Genomic DNA, 16,037 nt, shown 5'->3' on the forward strand with positions numbered 1-16,037 from the left:
CCACTCAGATGACGGCGCACTCCCCGCTGACCAGCCCGCAGTTCTGGGCCTTGGAGCCCCTCCCCGTGGCCGTGAACGTGACCTGGACCGAGTCCCCGGCCGCCACCGACGCCGTGAGGTCCAGGATCAGCAGATCACCGTCCTGCGTCCATTCGGCGCCGTCCACGTCCACGACCGTGCCGTCCACGGGCACGGAGACCGTCGGGGCCGGCAGGGTCTCGGCGGAGGTGTTGGAGAGCGTGAGGTCGGCCTTGTAGGTGGTCAGGCGCTGCCGGATCGTCTGCTTGACGTTGACGGAGGCGCCGCTCGCCGACTCGATCGTGCCCGTGGCGGTGGGGACCGGGGTGGGCTCGGTGCCCGACGCGCCGCCCGTGTCGTCCTCGTCCAGCGTCGAGGCCTCCTCGCTCGGCGCCTCCGACGCGGTCTGGTCGGCCGGCGGCTCGTCCGTCGGGTCCTCCGTGGGCTCAGCCTGCTTCTTCACCCGGGTCTTGGTGGGCGTCGGCGTGGCGGAGGCGGTGCGGCTCGGCTGGCGGGCGCTGAACGTGGGCGTGGGCGTCGGGGTCTCGGCGGCGGGATCGCCCTCGCCTTCCTCCGACGGCTCCTCCTCGGGGGCGGCCTCCGCCTCCTCCTCGGCGGGGTCGGAGACGCTGGGACCGGGCTGGCTGGTGGTCGCCTGTACGGCCGCGCAGCTCGTGCCCTCGCACTTGGCGGGCTCGCCGGAGCTCATGAACTTGACGCCGGCCACGGTGCCGCCGAGCACGACGGCCACGGCGGCGACCGAGAGCAGCGCCACCCGGCCCTTGCCGGCTCCCGAGGGAGCGGCCAGCACGTCGTCGCCGCCTCCGCCGCCGCCTCCGCGTCCCGACCTGCGGCGGCCGCGGCGGCCCCGGGGCTCGTCCGGCTCGTCCGCGCCGTCGTTCGACCAGCCGGAGCCGAGGAAGCCGGTCTCGGCGTCCGCCCAGGCCGGGGCCTGCACGGCCGTGGGCTCGCCGGCCACCTTGATGTCGCCCGGCTCGGGCGGCACGCCGTGGACGGGGTTGGGGCCGGAGGGGGCGTCGAACCTCGCGGTACGGTCCGCGGGCCCGTCGAAGGAGTCGGGGCGGCCGAACGGGTCGCCGAAGGGCTCCTGGCGGCCGAAGGGCGCGTCGAACCGCGCCGTGCCGTCGGCGGGCCCGTCGAACCGCGCCGTCTGATCGGCAGGCCCGTCGAACCGCGCCGTCTGGTCCGCGGGTCCGTCGTACGGCCCGCGCCGGCCCGGCTCGTCGAACAGCCCACGGTCGCCCGGCCCGTCGAAGGCGCCGGGGCGATCGGCGGGGCCGGCGAAGAAGCCCGTCTGGTCGGCGGGGCCGTCGAAGAAGCTGTTGTGGGGGCCGGGGCCGTTGAAGGGGCCCGGTTCGCCGAAGGGGCGGTCCGAGGGCTGCTCCCACTCGGGTGGGCGGGCGAACGCGCCCGTCGTCTCGAACGGCCCGGCCTCAGGACCCCTGGGAGCCGGCGGTGGCGGGAAGGCGCCCGCTGGGTCGTTGGCCGGTGGAAAGCCGCTGGCGGAGTCGGTGGGCAGCGCGAAGGCCCCGGTGGTCTCGTACGGCTCCGACTGCGGCGCGCGCGGCGGCGGCCCGTCGGTGCGCCGGGGCATCGGAGCCCACTGGCCCGTCACCTCGGGCCGGTCGGGCAGCGAAGGCCAGCCCGGTGCCTCGTCCGGCTCGTCAGGACCCCAGAATGCGCTGCCGTTCCCCCGTTCGTCCCCGTCGTCGGATCCACCTGTGCCGTGGCGGCCCATGGCTGCCCTTTCTGCCGGTTACAGTGGCCGCCAATCTTCATAACACCTTTGCTACGCCGTTGTCACAGCAATCCCACTAGTCATACCCCAAACGGGGAAAATATCACGTAAATCGGGACATCTCATCACCGAAAGTGATCCCATCCGCGTTGCCCGATTTCGCGCCCATACACCACAACTCCCGCACCTTCGACCACACGGCCCACCACCTGCCAGGCCGCCGGCAGCCGTACCTCCGCCGGGAACACGGCCGCCAGGGCGTGATCCTCGCCACCCGTGAGCACCCACTCCAGCGGGTCGGCCCCCAGCTCCTTGGCCGCCGCCGCCACCGGCTCCCCCACCGCGAACGCCTGGGGATCCAGCTCCACGCGTACGCCGCTGGCCTCGGCGATGTGGCCGAGGTCCTGCAGCAGCCCGTCGCTGACGTCCAGCATCGCGCTCGCGCCCAGCTCGGCCGCCGCGGGCCCCATCGCGTACGGCGGGCACGGCCGCCGATGCCCGGCCACGGCCTCCTGGAGCGCGGGCGTCTCCACCGGCACGCCGGCCTCCAGCAGCGCCCATCCCGCGGCGGCGTACCCCAGCCGGCCCGCCACCGCCACCACGTGCCCCGGCCTGGCCCCGGAGCGTTTGACGGGAGCCCGCCCGCCCAGGTCGCCCAGCGCGGTCACCCCGATGACGACCAGGTCGCAGCGGGTGACGTCGCCCCCGGCCACGCTCGCGCCGACCGTCGCGCACTCGTCCCTGAACCCGTCGGTCAGCGCGTCCAGCCAGTCCAGCGGCAGGTCGGCCGGGATGCCGAGCCCGACCACGATGGACGTGGGCGCCGCGCCCATGGCCGCCACGTCGGACAGGTTCTGGGCGGCGGCCTTGCGGCCCACGTCATAACCGCTGGACCAATCGCGGCGGAAGTGCCTACCCTCGATCAGCAAGTCCGTTGAGACCACCACGCGCCCGTCGGGCGCGCCGATGAGGGCGGCGTCGTCACCCGGGCCGAGCATTACCGCGGCCCCTTGGGGCAGACGTCCGGTAATACGATTTACCACACCGAATTCGCCGAGATCTCCGACTGTGATGACGCACCTCCTGACGCACACAGGGTACGGTGGCCCTTCGGCGTGATCGAATCGCCCGGGAGGACGTGATGGTGCAGGCCTACATCCTTATCCAGACCGAGGTCGGCAAGGCCGCCGCCGTGGCCCGCGAGATCTCCGGGATTCCGGGGGTCACACAGGCGGAAGACGTGACGGGGCCCTACGACGTCATCGTGCGCGCGGAGGCCAACAACGTCGATGAGCTGGGCAAGCTGGTCGTCGCGCAGATTCAGGCGGTGGAGGGCATCACGCGTACTCTTACGTGTCCGATCGTCCACATCTAAAGGTAGTCGTCGCATGCGTGCCGCCGCCGTCCTGCTCGTTCTCCTAGCACTCGCCGGTTGCGGCGGCACCGTACAGGTCGATCCGCCCGTCCCGCAGGGCGAGGCGGTCGCGGCCTGCGACAAGCTGGCCACCTTGCTGCCCTCGACGCTCGACGGCGACGAGCGTGGGACGTCCACGCCCGAGTCGCCGTACGTGGCCGTCTGGGGCTCCGGCACCATCGCGCTGCGCTGCGGGGTGGGCCGTCCGGTCAGGATGGCGCCCACCGACACCCTCCAGGAGATCAGCGGCGTGGGATGGTTCGCCGACCCCGACAGGCCCGCGCTGTTCACGGCCGTGACCGACACCGCCTACGTGGAGGTCACGGTCGGCGGCGAGCACGTCGCCGCCGAGGTGCTGGCCGACCTGTCGAAGCCGATCGCCGAGATCTCACCGCAGACCCGGTGACCGCCGCAGCGCGAGCTGGACGAGCCGGTCCACCAGGGCGGGGTAGGAGAGGCCGGAGGCCGCCCACAACTGCGGGGCCACCGACAGCGACGTGAACCCCGGCATGGTGTTGATCTCGTTGAAGATCACCTTGCCGTCGGGGGTGTAGAAGAAGTCGACCCGGGCGAGGCCCTCGCATTCGAGCGCCTCGAACGCGCGCACGGCCATCGCCCGCAGCTCCTCGGCCGTCTCCTGCGGGATGTCGGCGGGCACGGTGAGCGACATCTGGTCGGGGTAGTACTTCGCCTCGAAGTCGAAGAACTCCTGCCCACCCTCGACCTTCACCTCACCGGGCATCGACGCGGTCGCGGGCTCGTCGCCGAGCGACTCCAGCACCGCGCACTCGATCTCGCGGCCGACGATCGCTGCCTCGATGAGCACCTTGGGGTCGTGCTGCCTGGCGAAGTCCACGGCCGCCTCCAGCTCGGCCCGGTCGGAGGCCTTGGAGATGCCCTGCGAGGAGCCCGCCCTGGCCGGCTTGACGAACACCGGGTAGCCGAGCTCTTCGGCCTCCTTGACCACGCACTCGCGGTTGAGGCGCCAGTCGCGGTCGCGTACGACGACGTAGCGGCCCGTCGGCAGCCCCGCGGCGGCCATGACCGTCTTCATGTGGGCCTTGTCCATGCCCACGGCGCTGGCCAGGACGCCGGAGCCGACGTAGCGCACCCCGGCCATCTCCAGCAGCCCCTGGATGGTGCCGTCCTCCGCGAACGGCCCGTGCATCACGGGGAACACCACGTCCACCGAGCCGAGCTCCACCGGGATGCTGCCGGGGTCGTAGGCCACCAGCGAGCTGCCGCCCGAGGGCAGCGCCAGCGCCGCGCCCGTGGTGTCGACGACCGGCAGCTCGCCTTCCTCGATGGCGAACCGCTGGTCGGAAGCGGCCAGCACCCACCTGCCGTCCTGGGCGATCCCGATGGGGATCACCTCGTACTTGCTCCTGTCGATCGCATCCAGCACGCTGCCCGCGCCCATCAGGGACACGGCGTGCTCCGAATTGCGACCTCCGAAAACGACGGCGACGCGTGGCTTGCTCATGGTGTCCGAATCTACCGGGGTGTCCCTGTCAACAGCGAGTCGAGCACGCCGTATTCAGGTCTTTCTCACAACCCGTACCGCTCGGGTTTGGGCGAGCGGGACATGAGCAGCATGCCCGCTTCCGACGGAGACATGCCGTCGTGGACGACTCCGACGACGACCTCGGTGATCGGCATCTCGACGTCGTGTTTTCTGGCCAGTTCGAGCACCGACTCGCAGGACTTCACGCCCTCGGCGGTCTGCTTGGTCGCGGCGACGACCTCGGCCAGGGTCATGCCCCTGCCCAGGTTCTCCCCGAACGTACGGTTGCGCGACAGCGGGGACGTGCACGTCGCCACCAGGTCGCCCATGCCCGCCAGCCCCGCGAACGTGTGCGGATCGGCTCCCAGAGCCGCGCCCAGACGGGAGATCTCGGCCAGGCCCCTGGTGATGAGCATGGCGCTGACGTTGTCGCCCATGCCCATGCCCGCGGAGACGCCCACGGCCAGGGCGATCACGTTCTTCACCGCGCCGCCCAGCTCGACCCCGACCACATCGGGGTTGGTGTAGGGGCGGAACCACGGCGGCAGATGACAGATCGCCTGCAGCCGCTCGGCCACCGACGCGTCGGTGGCGGCCACCACGGTCGCGGCGGGCTGGCGCTGGGCGATCTCCAGGACCAGGTTCGGCCCCGAGACGACCGCCACCCGCTGCTCGGGCACCTCCGCAACCTCGCGGATCACCTCGCTCATCCGCTTGGTGGTGCCGAGCTCGATGCCCTTCATCAGGCTCACCAGCACCGCCTCGGACGGGATCAGCTCCCGCCAGGCCCCCAGGTTGGTGCGCAGCGTCTGGGACGGCACGGCGAGCACCACGAAGTCGGCCCCGTCGAGGGCCTCGGCCGGGTCGGTCGTCGCCCGCAGGCCGGCCGGCAGCACCACGCCGGGCAGGTAGTCGGGGTTGGTGTTCGCGTCGTTGATCGCGTCCACCACCTCCTGCCTCCGGCCCCACAGCGTGGTCCGGTTGCCCGCCTCCGTGAGGATCATGGCGAACGTGGTGCCCCACGAGCCCGCACCGAAAACGGCCACCTTTGTCATGCCATCACCGTCCGGCGGGGTCGTAGGGAGTCTCCGGGGCCTTCTCGCCCCGCAGCTCGGCGAGCTGTTCGGTGACCGCCGCCATGATGTCGGCGGTCGCCTCGCGCAGCACGTCGCCGTGCGGCGGCCGGCCCGCGTATTTCGACAGGTCCACCGGCGGCCCCACGGTCACGTGGAACGTCTTGCGCGGGAACAGCCTGGGCTTCTTCTCACCGTACGGCAGCAGCTCCTGTGCCCCCCAGTGGGCCACCGGGATGACCGGCGCGCCGCTCTCCAGCGCCAGCCGGGCCGCGCCCGTCTTGCCCACCATCGGCCACAGGCGGGGATCGCGGGTGCAGGTGCCCTCGGGGTAGAACAGGATCGCGCATCCGTCGCCGAGCCGCTCGGCCGAGATGCGCAGCGACTTGGCGGCCTCGCTGCTGCCCCGGTCGACCGGGATCGCCAGCAGGCTCGACACGGCCCGGCCCAGGAAGGGCACCCTGAACAGGGCCGACTTCGCCAGGATCACCGGCCAGCGGCCGTTGTTGTACAGGAAGTGCGACAGCAGGACGGGGTCGGCCCAGGACAGGTGGTTGGCCGCGATGATCACCCCTCCGGTGCGGGGGATGCGGTCCCCGTTGCGCCAGTCCTTCCTGACCAGGAGCCGGGACAGCGGCTTCACCACCGCTACAGCGAAGGTTTCCCAGGAACGCGATGGTCGCGTGGGGCGGCTCATGGTCTCCTCCAACACGTACGGGATGCGCCCCAAGTCTCCCGGTTGGCCGCGTGGGATGTCGAGGCGCGATGCTTACCCTATGAGCATCCGCTGGTCCCTGGTCATTCCGGTGAAGACGCTGGTCGCGGCGAAGACCCGGCTGGCCGCCGCCACCGGCCCCCATCGCACCCGGCTGGCCGTGGCCGTGGCCGGCGACACCGTGGCGGCCGCGCTCTCCTGCCCCCGGGTCGCGCGGGTAATCGTGGTCACGGCCGACCCGGCCGCCGCGGGGCCGCTGTCCGCACTGGGCGCCGACGTGGTGCCCGACCCCGACCGGGGGCTGAACACGGCCCTGCGTACGGGGGCCGCGCATGCCGTACGCCTGGCGCCCGGCGACGCCGTGGGCGCGCTCCAGGCGGACCTGCCCGCCCTGCGGCCGGCCGAGCTGGCCCGCGCGCTGGAGGCGGCGGCCGAGTTCGACCAGTCGTTCGTGCCCGACGCGCTGGACGTGGGGACGACGTTCTACGGGGTGTTGCCCGGAAGGCCGTTCACGCCGAGGTTCGGCGGCGAGTCGCGGGCCAAGCACCTGGCCGGCGGGGCCAAGGAGCTGTGCGTGCCGGGGATCGACTCCGTCAGGCGCGACGTGGACACGCCCGACGACCTGCGCGCGGCCATCTCGCTGGGGCTCGGCCCGCACACGGCCGCCGTGGTCAGGGAGCTGTGGCCGGACACGTGAGCCTCAGCCGCTCCGCGTGCGGCCGAGGCGGGGAGCCGTGACGACCGCGAGGTACGACAGGCCGAGCGTGGCGACGCCGGCGGCGAAGGCCCCGTAGCCGCCCAGCCACTCCCCCAGCAGCCCGCCCGCCAGCCCGCCCAGCGGCATCGCGCCCCACATCAGGAAGCGCATGCTGGCGTTGACGCGGCCCAGCAGGCGCTCCGGGGTGATGCGCTGGCGGTAGCTGAGCTGGGCCACGTTGAAGACCGTCCCGGCGGCGGCCGCCAGGGCCGAGGCGGCCGGGAAGGCCAGCAGCCGCCATCCGGGGCCGGTGGCCAGGGCGGGCAGTTGCAGGGCGGCGGTGAGCGCGCCGAGCCGTACAGGGTGGGGCCGATCCCGTGGCGCGCCGTCACCCGGGCCGCCAGCACCGCCCCGGCCAGCGCGCCGACCGCGGAGGCCGACAGCAGCAGGCCGTAGCGGGTGGCGTCGACGCCCAGGTCTACGACGAGGTAGAGCGGGTAGCCGACGGCGCAGACGCCGAGGGCCACGCGGGTGAGCGCGCCGCCGACCGCGACCCGGCGCAGCACCGGATCGCGTAGCACGAACCCGATCCCCTCCCCCGCCTCCGCCCGCAACCGCCCCCGGCCGGCCGGCGCGGCAGGCCGCTCCCCGGCCCGGACGCCGGCCAGGAGCAGGCCCGAGGCGAGGTAGGCCACGGCGTCGGCCAGCAGCGCGAACGCCGCCGTGAACGCGGTCACCAGCCAGCCGCCCAGCCCGGGCCCGGCCAGTACGGACACCTGCCGGGTGACCTCCAGCCGCCCGTTGGCCCGCTCCAGCCGCTCCTTGGGCACGATCGCGGGCAGGAAGCTCATCTGGGCCACGTCGAAGAACACGGTGCCCACGCCCAGCACCAGCGCGACCGCGTACAGGTGGGGCATGGTGAGCACGCCCAGCCAGGCGGCGACGGGGACCGTCAGCAGGGCCGCGCCCCTGACCAGGTCGGCCCCGACGAGGATCGGGCGGCGGCGCCACCGGTCCACCCAGACCCCGGCGGGCAGGCCGATCACCAGGAACGCGGCCATCTGGACGGCGGACAGCACCCCGAGCTGGAAGGCGCCCGCCCGCAAGGTCAGCACGGCGGTCAGCGGCAGGGCGACGACCGTGACCTGGGTGCCGAGCTGGGTGATCCCGTTCGCCCAGGCGAAGCGCCAGAAATCCCCCCGCGGGCCCATGACGTGATCGTGCGCTCTCGTCCGGCGCGCGGCAAACGGTTTAGGCTGGTCGCGTGCAGGCGACGGTACGCAGCTTCGACGAGAGCACTCGCTCGGGCACGGTCTTCCTCGACGACGGGACCGTGCTGGAGTTCGCCACCTCCGCCTTCGACGCGGGCCCGCTGCGGCTGCTGCGCACGGGCCAGCGGGTCAACCTCGGCATGTCCGGAGGGGAAATCAGCTACATCACGCTGTCGACTTTCCCGGTGCCGGACGCCTGAAATGCGGACGCCCGGGCCGTGGCCCGGGCGCACTTGGTCCGCTGCGTTTACTTCTTCTTGCCGATTTTCTTGCCGCCCTCGTTCACCAGCTCTTTGAAATCGGAGCCGGGACGGAACTTGGGCGCCCAGCTCTCGGCGACGTTGATTTCCGCACCGGTCGACGGATTCCTGGCCGTGCGAGCGGGCTTGTTCACCATCTCGAACGCGCCGAAGCCCGTGATCGAGACCTTGTCGCCGCCGGCCACGGCCTTCTGGATGGCGTCGATGACCGCGTTGACGGCCTCGGTGGCCGTCTTCCTGTCGCCCACCCGATCCGCGATGGCCTCGACGAGTTCTCGCTTGTTCATGAAAGTCCTGCTCCCCCAGTTACGGCACGGGGTTCCAGCTCACGACTTCGACGTAGAAACCCCTTACGCGCTCGAAAGTAGGCGGGATCGCGGGGGAACTCAATCACCCAGCGTGTTTTCCTCCTTTCGTGGCGTGTCGAACGCGTCGTCAAGGGAGGCCAGAAACGCCTGGAGGCGTACCGCCGCTCTTTCCGGATCGCGTTTGGCCAGGTCACAGATCGCAAGATAGCGGCGCGAAAGGCGTTCTTTCTCGGTGGCGGGGAGCATGCGGACGCGGCGGTGCGCCTCGCGCAACCGCCGCGCCAGTTCGTCGTCTTCTAGACGGTCGTCGGCAGCCATGGCTGCCGACCATTCTCGTACGCCACCACGTCCTCGGCGTGACGCAGGGTCAGGCCGATGTCGTCGAGGCCCTCCATGAGCCGCCAGCGCGTGTAGTCGTCGATCTCGAACGGGATGACCTCATCGGCCCACCGGACCTGGCGTTCGGCCAGGTCGACGGTCACTTCCAGCTTCGGGTCCGCCTCGACGGCCGCCTGCAGGGCCTCGACCTTGTCAGCGGGCAGGACGACCGGCAGCAGGCCCATCTTGGTGGAGTTGTTGCGGAAGATGTCGCCGAAGCGGGCGGCGATCACGGCGCGGAACCCGTACTGCTGCAGCGCCCACACGGCGTGCTCGCGCGAGGAGCCGGTGCCGAAGTCGGGGCCGGAGACCAGGATCGAGCCGCCCTCGTAGGCGGGGTCGTTCAGGACGAAGGTCGGGTCCTCGCGCCAGGCGGCGAACAGGCCCTTCTCGAAACCGGTGCGGCTGACCTGCTTGAGCCAGACGGCCGGGATGATCTGGTCGGTGTCGACGTTGCTGCGGCGCAGCGGCACCGCCGTACCGGTGTGGGTGGTGAAGGCTTCCATCTGCGTTGTCTCCTTACAGGTCGGCATAGGGCGATCACGTCGGTGCGGCGGCCTGGCCGCCTCACCGGTGACCGCGCTAGAGGTCCGCGGGGGCGGTGAGGCGGCCGGTGACGGCGGTCGCGGCGGCGACCTGCGGCGACACCAGGTGGGTGCGGCCACCCTTGCCCTGGCGGCCCTCGAAGTTGCGGTTGGAGGTGGAGGCGCTGCGCTCGCCCGGCTGGAGCGTGTCGGGGTTCATGCCCAGGCACATCGAGCAGCCGGCCTCGCGCCACTCGGCGCCCGCGGCCTTGAACACCTCGTGCAGGCCCTCCTGCTCGGCCTGCAGCTTGACCAGCATCGAGCCGGGCACGATCAGCGTGCGGGTCCTGACCTGGCGGCCGCGCAGGATCTCGGCGGCCGAGCGCAGGTCCTCGATGCGGCCGTTGGTGCACGAGCCGACGAACACCGTGTCGACCTCGATCTCGCGCAGCGGCGTGCCGGCGGTCAGGCCCATGTACTCCAGTGCCCGCTCGGCGGCCGAGCGCGCGACCGGGTCGGCGAAGGACTCGGGGCTCGGGACGGACTCGCCCAGCGGCAGGCCCTGGCCGGGGTTGGTGCCCCACGTGACGTAGGGGGTCAGCGTCGAGGCGTCGATCTCCACGACCTTGTCGAACACGGCGTCGTCATCGGTGCGCAGCGACTTCCAGTATTCGACCGCCTGGTCCCAGGCGTCGCCCTGTGGCGCGTGCGGGCGGCCCTTCAGGTAGTCGAACGTGATCTCGTCCGGGGCGATCATGCCGGCCCGCGCACCCGCCTCGATCGACATGTTGCAGACGGTCATGCGGCCCTCCATGGAGAGCTTGCGCACCGCCTCACCGCGGTATTCCACGATGTAGCCCTGGCCGCCACCCGTGCCGATCTGGGCGATGATCGCCAGGATCAGGTCCTTGGCCGTGACGCCCGGGGGCAGCTCGCCGGAGACCTCGATGGCCATCGTCTTGGGACGGTAGGCCGGCAGCGTCTGCGTGGCCAGCACGTGCTCGACCTCGGAGGTGCCGATGCCGAACGCGATGCCGCCGAACGCGCCGTGCGTGGAGGTGTGGGAGTCGCCGCAGACGATCGTCATGCCGGGCTGCGTCAGGCCGAACTGCGGGCCGATGATGTGCACCACGCCCTGGCCGGCGTCACCCATCGGGTGCAGCCGGATGCCGAACTCGGCGGCGTTCTTGCGCAGCGTCTCGACCTGCGTCTTCGACACCGGGTCGGAGATCGGGCCGAGCACGGTCGGGACGTTGTGGTCCTCGGTGGCGATGGTGAGATCGGGTCGTCGCACCTTCCGGCCGGCGAGCCGCAGCCCGTCGAACGCCTGAGGGCTGGTCACCTCGTGAATGAGGTGCAGGTCGATGTAGAGCAGGTCCGGTTCACCCTCCGCGCGACGGACTACGTGTTGCTCCCAGACCTTCTCGGCCAGTGTGCGACCCATGATCTCCTCCTTGAGAATCCTCCGACTTGCTTTCTCATATGTCGAGACTGCAGTATCGGTGTATGGACAACTCTAGCGGAGTCGGAGTACTCGACAAGGCAGTTCTTGTACTCAATGCCCTCGAAGCGGGACCCGCTTCACTTGCCCAGCTCGTCCAGGCGACCGGCCTGGCCCGGCCCACGGCCCATCGATTGGCCGTCGCCCTCGAGCACCACCGAATTGTGAGTCGTGACACGCAGGGCCGGTTCGTGCTGGGCCCGCGGCTTTCCGAGTTGTCCACCGCGGCCGGCGAGGACCGGCTGCTGGCGGTGGCCGCACCCGTGCTGATGCAGCTCAGAGACCTTACCGGCGAGAGTGCGCAACTCTACCGCCGCCAGGGCGACGAACGCGTGTGCGTGGCCGCGGCGGAGCGGGCCAGCGGCCTGCGTGACACGGTTCCCGTCGGATCGGCGCTGCCCATGACGGCCGGTTCGGCGGCGCAGATTCTGCTGGCGTGGGAGGAGCCCGACCGGCTGCACCGCGGGTTGCGCGGGGCCAAGTTCACCGCCGCCACGCTGGCCTCCGTACGCCGCCGGGGCTGGGCCCACAGCGTGGGCGAGCGCGAGCAGGGGGTGGCCAGCGTCTCCGCGCCGATAAGGGGCAGCGGTGGCAAGGTGATCGCGGCCGTGTCCGTCTCCGGGCCGATCGAACGCCTGACGAGGGCCCCCGGGCGGCTGCACGCGGTGCCCGTCATGGCGGCGGCCGAACGGATCACCGAGGCGATGCGTCGCACGTCATGATCAGCAAAAGGATGTATTTGGGGAGCCGAGTGCCTCGCGGGCGCACTAGCCTGAGTGCGTGACAGATCGCATCGAGGTAGCCGCCACTGAGCTGCGACCCCTGCTCGAAGAGTTCATCATGTGGGCGCGTGCGAACGCCCCCGGAAGCGACCCCGAGCTCGTGGGGCCCGCCGCCCTGTGGCACCGTCTCGCCTTCTCGCAGGACCTCGGCACGTGGAAGCGCGCCGACCTGCGTAACCTGCTGCTCGACCGCATGCCCAAGGTCGTGGAGGATCCCGACGCCGCCGCCGACGGGATGCTCCCGGCCGTCGACGCGTACCTGACGTTCCTCTCCCAGACCGGCCGGCTGGCCAACGGCTCGGACTCCCTCGCCGATCTGCAGGCCGAGCTCGACGACGTCGAGGACGAGTTCGTCGATCTCATGGAGGAGTTGCTGGACGACGCTGACGGCGACGAGGAGGAGGACGAGACCGGCGACCTCGGCGATTTCGAGCAGTTCGCCGACGAGCTGGCCGAGCTCGACACGATCAGGCTGCGGCCCGACTCGGAGCTCGCCGCGGCGGCCCGCCAGGTGCCGTTGGTGGCCAAGGCCCGCGATCTGGCCGTGTGGGTCGGCTCCGGCCGGCGGGTGGGCGAGGACACCCTGCTCACCGACGCCGAGGTGGAGGAGGCGCTGACGGCCACCGGGCTGCCCAGGCCCGAGACCGACGGGCCGGTCTCCGAGGCCGTGCCCCAGCTCTGGAACGTCTGGAACCTGGCCGTCGACCTGGAGTTCCTGGAGCCGGGCGAGGGCGGCACGGTGGCGGTGCAGGACGACACCGCCGAGTGGCCGTTCGACGACGACGAGGACGTGCTCGACGCCTGGATGCTGGGGCTGCACTCGGTCGACTACGGCGACCCGGAGCTGGACGACGACGACCTGACGATGGCCCTGGCCGGCCTGACCCGGGGCCTGCTCGTCCGGCTGCTGCTCGCGGGCGGCTCGCGCGACCTCGCCGAGCTGGCGCAGGAGCTGTCCGAGGCCGCCGCCGAGCTCGACGAGCTGGGGACCGACGCGTGGGAGGCGGCGGGCGACCCGCTGGCGTCCTCGATCGACTGGCTGACCGGCTACGGCATGGTCGAGGTCGAGGACGGCACCATCCGCCTCACCCCGCTCGGCACCGAGGGCGTCGTCCACCTGGTCGACGACGCCGACATCGAGGTCGACGCCCGCCCGGCGATCGAGTCCATGAGCGCCCACGAGCTGCTCGCGCTGAGCGCCGAGCTGCCCGAGGAGGAGGCCGACGCGGAGTTCGCGGCGTGGATGCAGCTGCGCGAGCCGAGCAAGGCCGCCGAGGAGCTGCTGGACGCCGCCGCCGAGGACGAGAGCGACGCGCTGATCAGGGTGCAGGCGGCCAGCGTGGTCGGCACGCTGGGTGAGGCCGCCGTCCCGGCCTGGCAGTCGGCGCTCAAGCAGGCGTCGCTGCGGCCGTACGCGGCGACGCATCTGAGCCAGCTCGGGGTGGAGGGCGCGCCCGAGCCGACGCAGGACGACACGCACTGGCTGATCCTCGACATGTGGACGATCTCGGCCGGGCTGGGTCGCTCGGAGTTCGTGAGCAGCCTGCGGGACATCGGGCCGGACATGGTCAACAGCCTGCTCGAGGTGATCTGGAAGATCCCGCACGCGCATGTGGAGGAGCTGCTCGACCTGATCTCGCAGGTGCACCCGGACAAGCAGGTGGCCAAGGCCGCCCGCCGAGCCCTGTTCAAGGCCCGCTCGATGTGACGCGGTGCTTTGAATCGCTTAGGTGGTTTGCTTTGCATCGCTGGGTCTGGCGCGCGGGAGTCGGGCGCCGGATGTGAGACGCCTCCGCCGTTCGTGGCGGGGGCGTCCAGCTTTTACGCCGACGGCGGGCGACCCCACCCGCCGCACATGGCCGGGCCCCGTCCAGGGAAACGCTCCTCCGGTTCACAGGGCCGGGCGCCGTTACGTGCGCACCGCCGGCCGACGACGTGAGAGTCGGGAACCAGCGAGGAACGAGAGCGCTGTTACCCGCGGGGCGACTACCCGCAGGGCGACACGAGGGCCGGCAACAGGCGAGAAAACGGAAGTCCCAGCACCCATGGAAAAGCAAAGCGCCCCGGGCGCGGAGCGCACGGAGCGGTAGTTGCAGACGTAGTCCCGACCGGATTCGAACCGGCGCTACCGCCTTGAGAGGGCGGCGTCCTGGGCCACTAGACGACGGGACCTTCGCAAGCTTGTGACAGTGGTAGTCCCGACCGGATTCGAACCGGCGCTACCGCCTTGAGAGGGCGGCGTCCTGGGCCACTAGACGACGGGACCCTGTCCACAAGCTGGTGTGCCGGGCCTCCCCGGCAACGCAGGTAACTCTACCGCACCCGGAAGACCACACCAAACCGCTTATCAGCCCACCAGATCGGCTCTGTAGCGTCGTACCCAGTCCCCCATCGGCCCGCGTTCCCAGAGCGGATCGAACTCCCCGAGCGGGATCGCCACCTCCGGCCTGCCGGTGACGGGGTCCACGGGCACGCGGCCCAGGCGGTCGCGCATCCAGCCGGGGATCCGGGGCGGCACCGTACGCTCGCCCCAGCCGATGAGGCCCACGGAGCGCAACGGCTGAACGCGCGCCCGCATCGCACCCGGCCGGCCGAGGCGGCGAGGGTTGGCGAGCTGGGTGTCCACGACATCGACCCTGGTGATGTCGGGCCAGCGGAGGCGGACGCGGAAGCCGTACGAGTCGGTCAGCTCGACGCCGTCGGCGGAGAAGCGGACGACGGTGCCCGAGGCCAGACGGCGGTGCTTGGCGGCGAGAACGGCCACCAGGACGCCGGTGGCCAGCGCACCGAGGACGGCGCCCAGCGGGGTGCTGCCGGTGAGGATGGCGCCCAGGAGGAGGCAGACGGCGAAGAACAGGACGAGCGGGGCGATGAACGGGGCGAGGAAGCGCGGGAAGCTGCCCGCGCGAATACGGAATTCAGCCATAAGTGCGGCGGGACTCTACCCGATGCTCTGCCCCACAGGCAGGGGCGCACCCCCCAGGCGAGCGACGTCCGACAGGCGCCCGGCCTCAAGCGCCCAGCCTCAGGCGGAGGCGGCCTCAGGCGGAGGGCAACCTCCAGACGGGTGGGGCCACTGGGTGGAGCCAATGGGTGGAGCCAGCGGGTGGACTCGGGTGCGCCGGCTCGGCTGGCGATCCCAGGGGGCGGGCTGAAGGCTGGGGTTAGTCGGTGAGGAGGCCGCGGCGGTAGGCCTCGCCGACGGCGGCGGCCCGGTCGCGGACGTCGAGTTTGGTGTAGATGTGCAGCAGATGTGTCTTGATGCTGGCCTCGCTGATGAACAGGCTGGCCGCCGCCTCCTTGTTCGTGGCTCCTCCGGCCACCAGGCGCAACACCTCCAGTTCGCGCTTGCTCAGCCTGCCCCTGGCGGGCCTGCGCAGGTGGTCGGCCAGGCGGCCGGCTACGGCGGGGGCGAGGACGGTCTCGCCGCGGTGGGTGGCGCGCACGGCGCTGACCAGTTCCTCCGGCCGGGCGTCCTTGAGCAGGTAGCCGCTGGCGCCCGCTTCGAGCGCGGGCAGGACGTCGGTGTCGAACGTGGTCAGCACCAGCACTCGCGGGCCGGTGCCGCTGAGCCGGCGGATGGCGCTCACCCCGTCCAGGCCGGGCATGCGCAGGTCCATGAGGACGATGTCGGGGGTGAGTTCGGCGGCCAGGCGCACGGCTTCCTCCCCGTCGGCCGCCTCTCCGACGACCTCGATGTCCGGCTCGCCGTCGAGGGCCGCGCGCAGGCCGTCGCGCACGATCGGGTGATCGTCGGCTATCAGGAGCCGTAGTGGCATCGAGCCTTCCCCTCCGAACGAACCTTCCCCTCTGAGCGGGTCTTCCCTTCGGGA

Annotated in this window: 19 protein-coding genes and 2 tRNA genes; 6 read left to right on the forward strand and 15 right to left on the reverse strand. The window is 71.6% G+C overall.

Annotation, left to right across the window (positions count from 1 at the left end):
* Positions 1-4: 4 nt before the first annotated feature.
* Both ACBJ59_RS18100 and ACBJ59_RS18105 read right to left on the reverse strand, forming a co-directional pair.
* On the reverse strand, positions 5-1,633 hold the full coding sequence (locus ACBJ59_RS18100) for a hypothetical protein (protein WP_375111370.1): 1,629 nt from the start codon (positions 1,631-1,633) through the stop codon (positions 5-7).
* A gap of 269 nt (positions 1,634-1,902) precedes the next feature.
* On the reverse strand, positions 1,903-2,871 hold the full coding sequence (locus ACBJ59_RS18105) for a thiamine-phosphate kinase (protein ID WP_375111371.1): 969 nt from the start codon (positions 2,869-2,871) through the stop codon (positions 1,903-1,905).
* 47 nt (positions 2,872-2,918) lie between these two features.
* On the opposite strand from ACBJ59_RS18105, the gene ACBJ59_RS18110 reads away from it, so the two are divergent.
* Together ACBJ59_RS18110 and ACBJ59_RS18115 are read left to right on the forward strand one after the other, a co-directional pair.
* The gene (locus ACBJ59_RS18110) at positions 2,919-3,152 is read left to right on the forward strand and encodes an Lrp/AsnC family transcriptional regulator (RefSeq protein ID WP_106249262.1); all 234 of its coding nucleotides are present in this window, start codon (positions 2,919-2,921) and stop codon (positions 3,150-3,152) included.
* Between the two features lie 13 nt (positions 3,153-3,165).
* Complete coding sequence (locus ACBJ59_RS18115) at positions 3,166-3,597, forward strand: DUF3515 family protein (protein ID WP_364117968.1); 432 nt, start codon at positions 3,166-3,168, stop codon at positions 3,595-3,597.
* On the opposite strand, the gene ACBJ59_RS18120 is transcribed toward ACBJ59_RS18115, so the two are convergent.
* The 3 genes from ACBJ59_RS18120 to ACBJ59_RS18130 form a co-directional block, all read right to left on the reverse strand.
* Positions 3,580-4,674, reverse strand: coding sequence for a D-alanine--D-alanine ligase family protein (locus ACBJ59_RS18120; RefSeq protein ID WP_364117966.1), 1,095 nt, complete (start codon positions 4,672-4,674; stop codon positions 3,580-3,582). The two genes, ACBJ59_RS18115 and ACBJ59_RS18120, sit on opposite strands and share 18 nt — an antisense overlap.
* Positions 4,675-4,739: 65 nt before the next feature.
* Entirely contained in the window at positions 4,740-5,750 is a 1,011-nt protein-coding gene (locus tag ACBJ59_RS18125; protein WP_364117964.1) for an NAD(P)H-dependent glycerol-3-phosphate dehydrogenase, read from the reverse strand.
* 4 nt (positions 5,751-5,754) lie between these two features.
* A complete protein-coding gene (locus ACBJ59_RS18130; protein WP_375111372.1) occupies positions 5,755-6,414 on the reverse strand; it encodes a lysophospholipid acyltransferase family protein in 660 nt (219 codons plus the stop codon).
* 130 nt (positions 6,415-6,544) lie between these two features.
* On the opposite strand from ACBJ59_RS18130, the gene cofC reads away from it, so the two are divergent.
* Positions 6,545-7,180 carry a 2-phospho-L-lactate guanylyltransferase gene (gene cofC / locus ACBJ59_RS18135; protein ID WP_375111373.1) on the forward strand — a complete coding sequence of 212 codons (636 nt, stop codon included), beginning with the start codon at positions 6,545-6,547 and terminating at the stop codon, positions 7,178-7,180.
* Between the two features lie 3 nt (positions 7,181-7,183).
* Here the strand turns inward: cofC and ACBJ59_RS18140 are convergent, their stop codons facing one another.
* Together ACBJ59_RS18140 and ACBJ59_RS18145 are read right to left on the reverse strand one after the other, a co-directional pair.
* Entirely contained in the window at positions 7,184-7,351 is a 168-nt protein-coding gene (locus ACBJ59_RS18140; protein WP_375111374.1) for a hypothetical protein, read from the reverse strand.
* A complete protein-coding gene (locus ACBJ59_RS18145; protein ID WP_375111375.1) occupies positions 7,339-8,391 on the reverse strand; it encodes an MFS transporter in 1,053 nt (350 codons plus the stop codon). Before ACBJ59_RS18145 ends, ACBJ59_RS18140 begins: the two co-directional genes overlap by 13 nt.
* 53 nt (positions 8,392-8,444) lie before the next feature.
* On the opposite strand from ACBJ59_RS18145, the gene ACBJ59_RS18150 reads away from it, so the two are divergent.
* A complete protein-coding gene (locus ACBJ59_RS18150) occupies positions 8,445-8,651 on the forward strand; it encodes a hypothetical protein (RefSeq protein ID WP_375111376.1) in 207 nt (68 codons plus the stop codon).
* Between the two features lie 47 nt (positions 8,652-8,698).
* Here ACBJ59_RS18150 and ACBJ59_RS18155 read toward each other — a convergent pair whose 3' ends face one another.
* The 4 genes from ACBJ59_RS18155 to leuC all read right to left on the reverse strand — a co-directional run bounded on the left by ACBJ59_RS18155 (position 8,699) and on the right by leuC (position 11,365).
* A complete protein-coding gene (locus tag ACBJ59_RS18155) occupies positions 8,699-8,998 on the reverse strand; it encodes an HU family DNA-binding protein (protein WP_355428372.1) in 300 nt (99 codons plus the stop codon).
* Positions 8,999-9,097: 99 nt separating this feature from the next.
* Positions 9,098-9,337: a hypothetical protein gene (locus tag ACBJ59_RS18160; RefSeq protein WP_364117955.1), complete on the reverse strand. Its 240-nt coding sequence runs from the start codon at positions 9,335-9,337 to the stop codon at positions 9,098-9,100.
* Entirely contained in the window at positions 9,316-9,903 is a 588-nt protein-coding gene (gene leuD, locus ACBJ59_RS18165) for a 3-isopropylmalate dehydratase small subunit (RefSeq protein ID WP_375111377.1), read from the reverse strand. The genes ACBJ59_RS18160 and leuD overlap by 22 nt, the downstream gene beginning before the upstream one ends.
* Positions 9,904-9,979: 76 nt before the next feature.
* Positions 9,980-11,365 carry a 3-isopropylmalate dehydratase large subunit gene (leuC, locus tag ACBJ59_RS18170; protein WP_375111378.1) on the reverse strand — a complete coding sequence of 462 codons (1,386 nt, stop codon included), beginning with the start codon at positions 11,363-11,365 and terminating at the stop codon, positions 9,980-9,982.
* A 62-nt stretch (positions 11,366-11,427) separates the two neighbouring features.
* Between leuC and ACBJ59_RS18175 the strand changes: the two genes are divergently transcribed.
* The gene (locus ACBJ59_RS18175; RefSeq protein WP_043618626.1) at positions 11,428-12,144 is read left to right on the forward strand and encodes an IclR family transcriptional regulator; all 717 of its coding nucleotides are present in this window, start codon (positions 11,428-11,430) and stop codon (positions 12,142-12,144) included.
* Positions 12,145-12,202: 58 nt separating this feature from the next.
* The gene (locus ACBJ59_RS18180) at positions 12,203-13,912 is read left to right on the forward strand and encodes a hypothetical protein (RefSeq protein ID WP_375111379.1); all 1,710 of its coding nucleotides are present in this window, start codon (positions 12,203-12,205) and stop codon (positions 13,910-13,912) included.
* A gap of 391 nt (positions 13,913-14,303) precedes the next feature.
* Here the strand turns inward: ACBJ59_RS18180 and ACBJ59_RS18185 are convergent.
* The 4 genes from ACBJ59_RS18185 to ACBJ59_RS18200 all read right to left on the reverse strand — a co-directional run bounded on the left by ACBJ59_RS18185 (position 14,304) and on the right by ACBJ59_RS18200 (position 15,983).
* A tRNA-Glu gene (locus tag ACBJ59_RS18185) sits at positions 14,304-14,376 on the reverse strand.
* Between the two features lie 18 nt (positions 14,377-14,394).
* Positions 14,395-14,470 (reverse strand) — tRNA-Glu (locus ACBJ59_RS18190).
* 81 nt (positions 14,471-14,551) lie between these two features.
* On the reverse strand, positions 14,552-15,130 hold the full coding sequence (locus tag ACBJ59_RS18195; protein WP_375111380.1) for a hypothetical protein: 579 nt from the start codon (positions 15,128-15,130) through the stop codon (positions 14,552-14,554).
* Positions 15,131-15,368: 238 nt separating this feature from the next.
* Positions 15,369-15,983, reverse strand: a complete 615-nt coding sequence (locus tag ACBJ59_RS18200; RefSeq protein WP_364117945.1) for a response regulator transcription factor — start codon at positions 15,981-15,983, stop codon at positions 15,369-15,371.
* Positions 15,984-16,037 lie beyond the last annotated feature (54 nt).

The organism is Nonomuraea sp. MTCD27 (genome assembly GCF_041950495.1).
Taxonomy (GTDB): Bacteria; Actinomycetota; Actinomycetes; order Streptosporangiales; family Streptosporangiaceae; genus Nonomuraea.